Source organism: Mesorhizobium sp. M7A.F.Ca.ET.027.02.1.1, assembly GCF_004022985.1.
Taxonomy (GTDB): Bacteria; Pseudomonadota; Alphaproteobacteria; order Rhizobiales; family Rhizobiaceae; genus Mesorhizobium.
This window is the reverse complement of record NZ_RZOL01000403.1, coordinates 1-5,547: the sequence shown is the minus strand read 5'-3', so window position 1 is coordinate 5,547 and position 5,547 is coordinate 1. Positions and strand designations below refer to the sequence as shown.

The 5,547-nt window shown below is 63.9% G+C and carries 4 protein-coding genes; 1 reads left to right on the top strand and 3 read right to left on the bottom strand.

Translation table 11 applies throughout. The features are described from left to right. Window positions 1-2,703: preprotein translocase subunit SecA (gene secA / locus EN749_RS29665; protein ID WP_128364492.1), on the bottom strand; the 2,703-nt coding region annotated here is incomplete at its 3' end. Window positions 2,704-2,971: 268 nt separating this feature from the next. On the opposite strand from secA, the gene EN749_RS29660 reads away from it, so the two are divergent. Further along, the gene (locus EN749_RS29660; RefSeq protein WP_127321229.1) at window positions 2,972-3,889 is read left to right on the top strand and encodes a peptidylprolyl isomerase; all 918 of its coding nucleotides are present in this window, start codon (window positions 2,972-2,974) and stop codon (window positions 3,887-3,889) included. A gap of 67 nt (window positions 3,890-3,956) precedes the next feature. Here EN749_RS29660 and EN749_RS29655 read toward each other — a convergent pair whose 3' ends face one another. Both EN749_RS29655 and EN749_RS29650 read right to left on the bottom strand, forming a co-directional pair. Continuing rightward, entirely contained in the window at window positions 3,957-4,556 is a 600-nt protein-coding gene (locus EN749_RS29655) for a TetR/AcrR family transcriptional regulator (protein WP_128364491.1), read from the bottom strand. A gap of 307 nt (window positions 4,557-4,863) precedes the next feature. Next, on the bottom strand, window positions 4,864-5,547 hold a 684-nt coding region (locus EN749_RS29650), incomplete at its 5' end, for a caspase family protein (protein WP_189367787.1).

Here is a 5,547-nt window from a genome sequence, read left to right as displayed (position 1 = left end):
CTTCTTCCCCGAACCGCAGGGGCAGGCTTCGTTGCGGCCGACTTTGCCCCAGGTGGCCTGGTTGTTGGGGTCGCGGTCCTCGGGAGCGACGATGGCGGTTGTCTCCGGGCGGACCAGGAGGGCGGTCTCGCCGCCTTCGAAGTCGTTTTCGCCGGTGGTGCCGTCGATATGGGTGCCGAACATGTCGGGGGCTTCCGGAGGCGGCGCTTCGGCGGCCTGGCGGACCAGCTCGACGCGCATCAGCTGCGCGGTGACGGCCTGGCGCAAATTGCCGAGCATGGCCTGGAACAGCTCGAACGCCTCGCCCTTGTACTCCTGCAGCGGATCGCGCTGGGCGTAGCCGCGGAAGCCGACGACCGAACGCAGATGGTCGAGATTGACGATGTGCTCGCGCCACAGATGGTCGAGCGTCTGCAGCACCACCGAACGCTCGACGTAATTCATCACCTCCGGGCCAAAACGCTCGGCGCGCTCCTTGGCGGCGGCTTCGGCGGCCTGCCCGATGCGCTCGCGGATGTCGTCCTCGGCGATGCCCTCTTCCTTGGCCCAGTCCTCGACCGGCAGGTCGAGGTTCAGGAACTCGGTGATCTCGGCCTTCAGCCCGGCAACGTTCCACTGCTCGGCATAGGCGTTTTCGGGAATGGCCTTGGCGACGATCTCGTCGATGACGCCTTCGCGCATCTCGGCGATCGTTTCGGACAGGCCTTCGCCGTCCATCAGTTCGATGCGCTGCTCGAACACCACCTTGCGCTGGTCGTTGGAGACGTCGTCATATTTCAGAAGGTTCTTGCGGATGTCGAAGTTGCGCGCCTCGACCTTCTTCTGCGCCTTTTCCAGCGCCTTGTTGATCCACGGATGGATGATCGCCTCGTCTTCCTTGAGGCCGAGCTTCTGCAGCATGCCGTCCATGCGCTCGGAGCCGAAGATGCGCATCAGGTCGTCCTGCAGCGACAGGAAGAATTTCGAGCGGCCGGGGTCGCCCTGACGCCCGGAACGGCCGCGCAACTGGTTGTCGATGCGGCGCGATTCGTGGCGTTCGGTGGCCAGCACATAGAGGCCGCCGGCGGCCAGCGCCTTTTCCTTCAGCCGCTCGATGTCGGCAATGATTTCCTTTTCCCGCGCCTCGCGCTCGGGTCCGGCCGGCATGTCGCCGAGTTCTTCCTCGATGCGCATCTCGGCATTGCCGCCGAGCTTTATGTCGGTGCCGCGGCCGGCCATGTTGGTGGCGATGGTGATGGCGCCGGGCTTGCCGGCCTGGGCGACGATCGCCGCCTCGCGCTCGTGATGGCGGGCGTTCAGCACTTCGAAATCGGTAAAACCTTCCTTGCGCAGGCGCTCGGCCAGCTGCTCGGACTTTTCGATGGAAGTGGTGCCGACCAGCGTCGGCTGGCCCTTGGCGCTGGCTTCGCGGATCTCCCTGACGATCGCCTTGTATTTCTCCTCGACCGTCCGGTAGACCTCGTCGTCCTCGTCGATGCGCACGACCGGCAGATTGGTCGGGATCTCGGTGACTTCGAGACCGTAGATGTTGCCGAATTCCTCGGCCTCGGTCAGCGCCGTGCCGGTCATGCCGGAGAGCTTCTTGTAGAGGCGGAAATAATTCTGGAAGGTGACGGAGGCCAGCGTCTGGTTCTCCGGCTGGATCGCCACATGCTCCTTGGCTTCGAGCGCCTGGTGCAGGCCTTCCGAATAGCGGCGGCCCGGCATCATGCGGCCGGTGAACTCGTCGATGATGACGATCTCGCCGTTGCGGACGATGTAGTCCTTGTCCTTCTGGAACAGCCGGTGCGCCTTCAGCGCGTTGTTGACGTGATGGACGATGGCGACGTTCTCGACGTCGTAGAGCGACTCGCCCTTGAGCAGGCCGGCATCGCGCAAAAGGTTCTCGAGCTTCTCGGTGCCTTCCTCGGTGAAGATCGAGGTCTTCTGCTTCTCGTCGATCTCATAATCCTGCGGCTGCAGCTGGATGATGAAGGTGTCGATGGTGTTGTACATTTCCGAACGGTCCTCGAGCGGACCGGAAATGATCAGCGGCGTGCGCGCCTCGTCGACCAGGATGGAATCGACTTCGTCGACGATCGCGTAATTGTGACCGCGCTGCACCATCTGGGCGCGCTCGTATTTCATGTTGTCGCGCAGATAGTCGAAGCCAAGCTCGTTGTTGGTGGCGTAGGTGACATCGGCGGCGTAGGCGGCGCTGCGCTCCTCGTCGGACAGGCCGTGGACGATGACGCCGACCGAGAGGCCGAGGAACTTGTAGACGCGGCCCATCCATTCGGAGTCGCGGGTGGCCAGGTAATCGTTGACGGTGACGACGTGGACGCCCTTGCCGGCGAGCGCATTGAGGTAGACCGGCAGCGTCGCGACCAGGGTCTTGCCCTCACCGGTGCGCATCTCGGCAATACCGCCATTGTGCAGCACCATGCCGCCGATCAGCTGGACATCGAAGGGGCGCATGCCGAGCACGCGGCGCGCTGCCTCGCGGGCGGTGGCGAAGGCCGGCACCAACAGGTCGTCGAGTGTGGCGCCATTGGCTATGTCCTGGCGGAATTTCGCGGTGCGGCCGACCAACTCCTCGTCGGAGAGCGCCCGCATCTCGTTTTCCATGGCGTTGATCGCCTCGACACGGGGCCGGGTCGATTTGACCCGACGGTCGTTGGAGGAACCGAAAACCTTACGGGCGAGACCGCCGAGACTGACCATCCAATGGTCCTTTCGATAGAATTCTCAATCTTGAGATGGGCGCCGGCCGGCCCCATCAATTCCATGTGAACACTGGCAAACACATTAGTGAACACTGGCGAACACAAAAAGCGCCCGGAAAACGGTTCTGGACGCAAAGTCGTTGGACAGATAAGAGGGGGCTCAACTGATGTCAACGCCGCGCTGGCCCTGCCGGCTGCGCCAAATTCCGCCACAATCTGGCCGATCTGGAAGCACCCTCTTAACAATCCCCACCGGAGTCCACCCTATGTCCCTGTTGTTCCGCCGCGCGTCGCTCGCCAGCCTTGGCTTGGCCGTCGGCCTGTCGGCCCTTTCGCTCTCGCCGCTGATGGCGCAGCAAACCGCTCCCGCCCCGGCGGATGCAGCAGCGCCAGCCGCGGCACCGGTCGATCCGAATAAGGTTATCGCCACGGTCAACGGCCAGCCCCTGACCGAAGCAGATCTGGTGCTTGCCGAAGGGGAATTGTCACAGCAGTTCGCGCAATTGCCACCCGAGCAGCGCCGTGCCGCAGCGCTCTCGGCTGCCATCGAGATCCGTGTCATGGCCGCCCAGGCGGTCACGTCAGGGCTCGACAAGGATCCCGACTTCCAGCGCCGCATGGCCTTCCTGCAGCAGCGCGCGCTGCATGGCGAGATGGTCGAGAAGGGCGTCGTCGACAAGGTCACCGACGCCGAGGTCCGCGCCCGCTACGACCAGGAAATCGCCAACACGCCGCCCACCAACGAGCTGCATGCCCGTCACATCCTCGTGAAGACGAAGGAAGAAGCCGAGGCCATCATCAAGCAGCTCGACGGCGGCGCCGACTTCCAGAAGCTCGCCACCGAGCACACCAGCGATCCCTCGGGCAAGACCAGCGGCGGCGATCTCGGCTGGTTCGGACCTGGCCAGATGGTGCCGGAGTTCGATAAGGCGGCCTCCGCGCTCGAGGTCGGCAAGTACACCGAGCAGCCGGTGCAAACGCAGTTCGGCTGGCATGTCATCAAGCTCGAGGACAAGCGCACCAAGCAGCCGCCGGCCTTCGACGACGTCAAGGACCAGGCCAAGCAGGCGGTCATCCGCGACAAATATTTCGCGCTGGTCAAGTCGCTGCGCGCCGGCGCCAAGATCGAGATCCCCGACGCGAACCTGAAGAAGACGGTCGATACGCTGGAAAGCGCCAAGTAAGACCGATAGGTCTTCGAAAAGGGCGCGGCAGCCAGGGGTTGCCGCGCCCTTTTTCATTGCCGTATTTTTAGGGGGCGGGCGCCGCTATGCCTCGCATCACGTAGTTGACCGCCTTGCCGATGGTGGCTTCGTCCTCGTCGAGCCGGTTGGTCAACAGATGTCTCCAGGCGAAGGAGGCGATCAGGTCTGCGACAACAGCTGAATCGATGTCGGCCGGGATTTCGCCCCTTGCCTTGGCGCGTTCGATGATCTGGCCGGTATGGGAGCGTCGGCCCAGCGAGTAGTCGGCAAGGGCCGCGGCAGCGGTCTCGTCCGACTGCGCCTCGGCGATCAGCGACCGGAACACGCTTCCCGACGATGTCTCGCGCCAGTGGGTGAACAGGTTTTTCAGGAAGCCGACGAGATCCTCCTCCAGCCGCCCGGTATCGGGAACATCGACGCGCTTCTGGCGCTGGTAGACCTCAAGCAGCAACGCCGCCTTGCTCGGCCACCAGCGATAGATGGTGGGTTTGCCGGCGCGGGCCCGCCGCGCCACCGCCTCGATCGAGAAACCGGCATAACCGGCTTCGACCAGTACGGCCTCGGCGGCTTCGAGAATGGCATCGGCGCTGTCGGGGTTGCGCCGCGCACCGATCGATCTGCGCGCCGGATCGGCGTCCTCGGCCATCTCTGTCTCCTCGCCAACACTATCGCCGGCAATATAGGCGACCCGACGCTCAAACGAAACGGCGCGTTTTCAAGCTTCAGGAACGGATGGTAGCGGCAGGGGTTAAGTTTATTCCCTGGAGTCGACCGGCGTGTCGGTTGCGAAGCCCCAAAAGCAAAACCCGCCGGGGCGGCGGGGTCACTGGCTCAAATCAGCACCATGGGCAAAAATGTAGCATAGCTGCCCTCACCGAGTCAAGAATAAATTCCTACCAATATGCAACCGGCACAAACTTACTGACACCGCCGGACCGGTCGTCGGACGATGTCTACTGCAGGGCTTGCGATGTCTCGGATTCGATACGCCAGCCGCCGTCGACCTTGACCAGCCCAAGCGTAACGCGCGCCTTGCCGGTCAGGCGTGCCGCCGACTTGTCCTTTGGAAGATAGTCGTAGCGCATCGCAAAGACTGCCTCGGCCCGATCTTCGCCCTGTGGAGTGACCTCCAGGCTGCCGGCCTCCATGCTTAGCGACCAGGAGGCCCACTGCGCGAACCAGTCGGCCTTGACCTTGACGATGGCGTCGGCGTCGTAGCGGGTTCCGAAGATGGTCGCCGACGGGCCGTAGAGCCGTTTGACGGTCTCACTCATCGCCTTGGCGTCCGGCGCCAGATAGTCCTGGCGCAGGAAGTTTTCGATCGATCCCTTGTCGTCGCCGACGGAGCGTTCAAGTGCGGCGACTTCCGTCGAAGGCGCCGGCGCCGCGGCCGGCCTTTGTGGCTCTGCGGGTTGTCCGTCCGGGACGAATTCGAAGCGTTCGAGCAGCGATCCCTGCTCCCAGGGGCGCTGGGTTTCGCGGGTTTGCGAAACCACGTCGCGGCGCACCGCGATCATCATGTCGTTGATGCTCTGGCCGGGCTCGGCGATGTGGCGCAGCAGGGCGGCGGCGAAGGGCGAGTTGCGTCCGCTGCCGTCCATGGCGACAGCGCCAGGTGCCGTCGAGAAGGCGATGAA

Coding starts and splice junctions, on each gene's coding strand:
- EN749_RS29655 (WP_128364491.1), bottom strand. CDS start 4,556: ATGGCCGAGGACGCCGATCCGGCGCGCAGATCGATCGGTGCGCGGCGC.
- EN749_RS29660 (WP_127321229.1), top strand. CDS start 2,972: ATGTCCCTGTTGTTCCGCCGCGCGTCGCTCGCCAGCCTTGGCTTGGCC.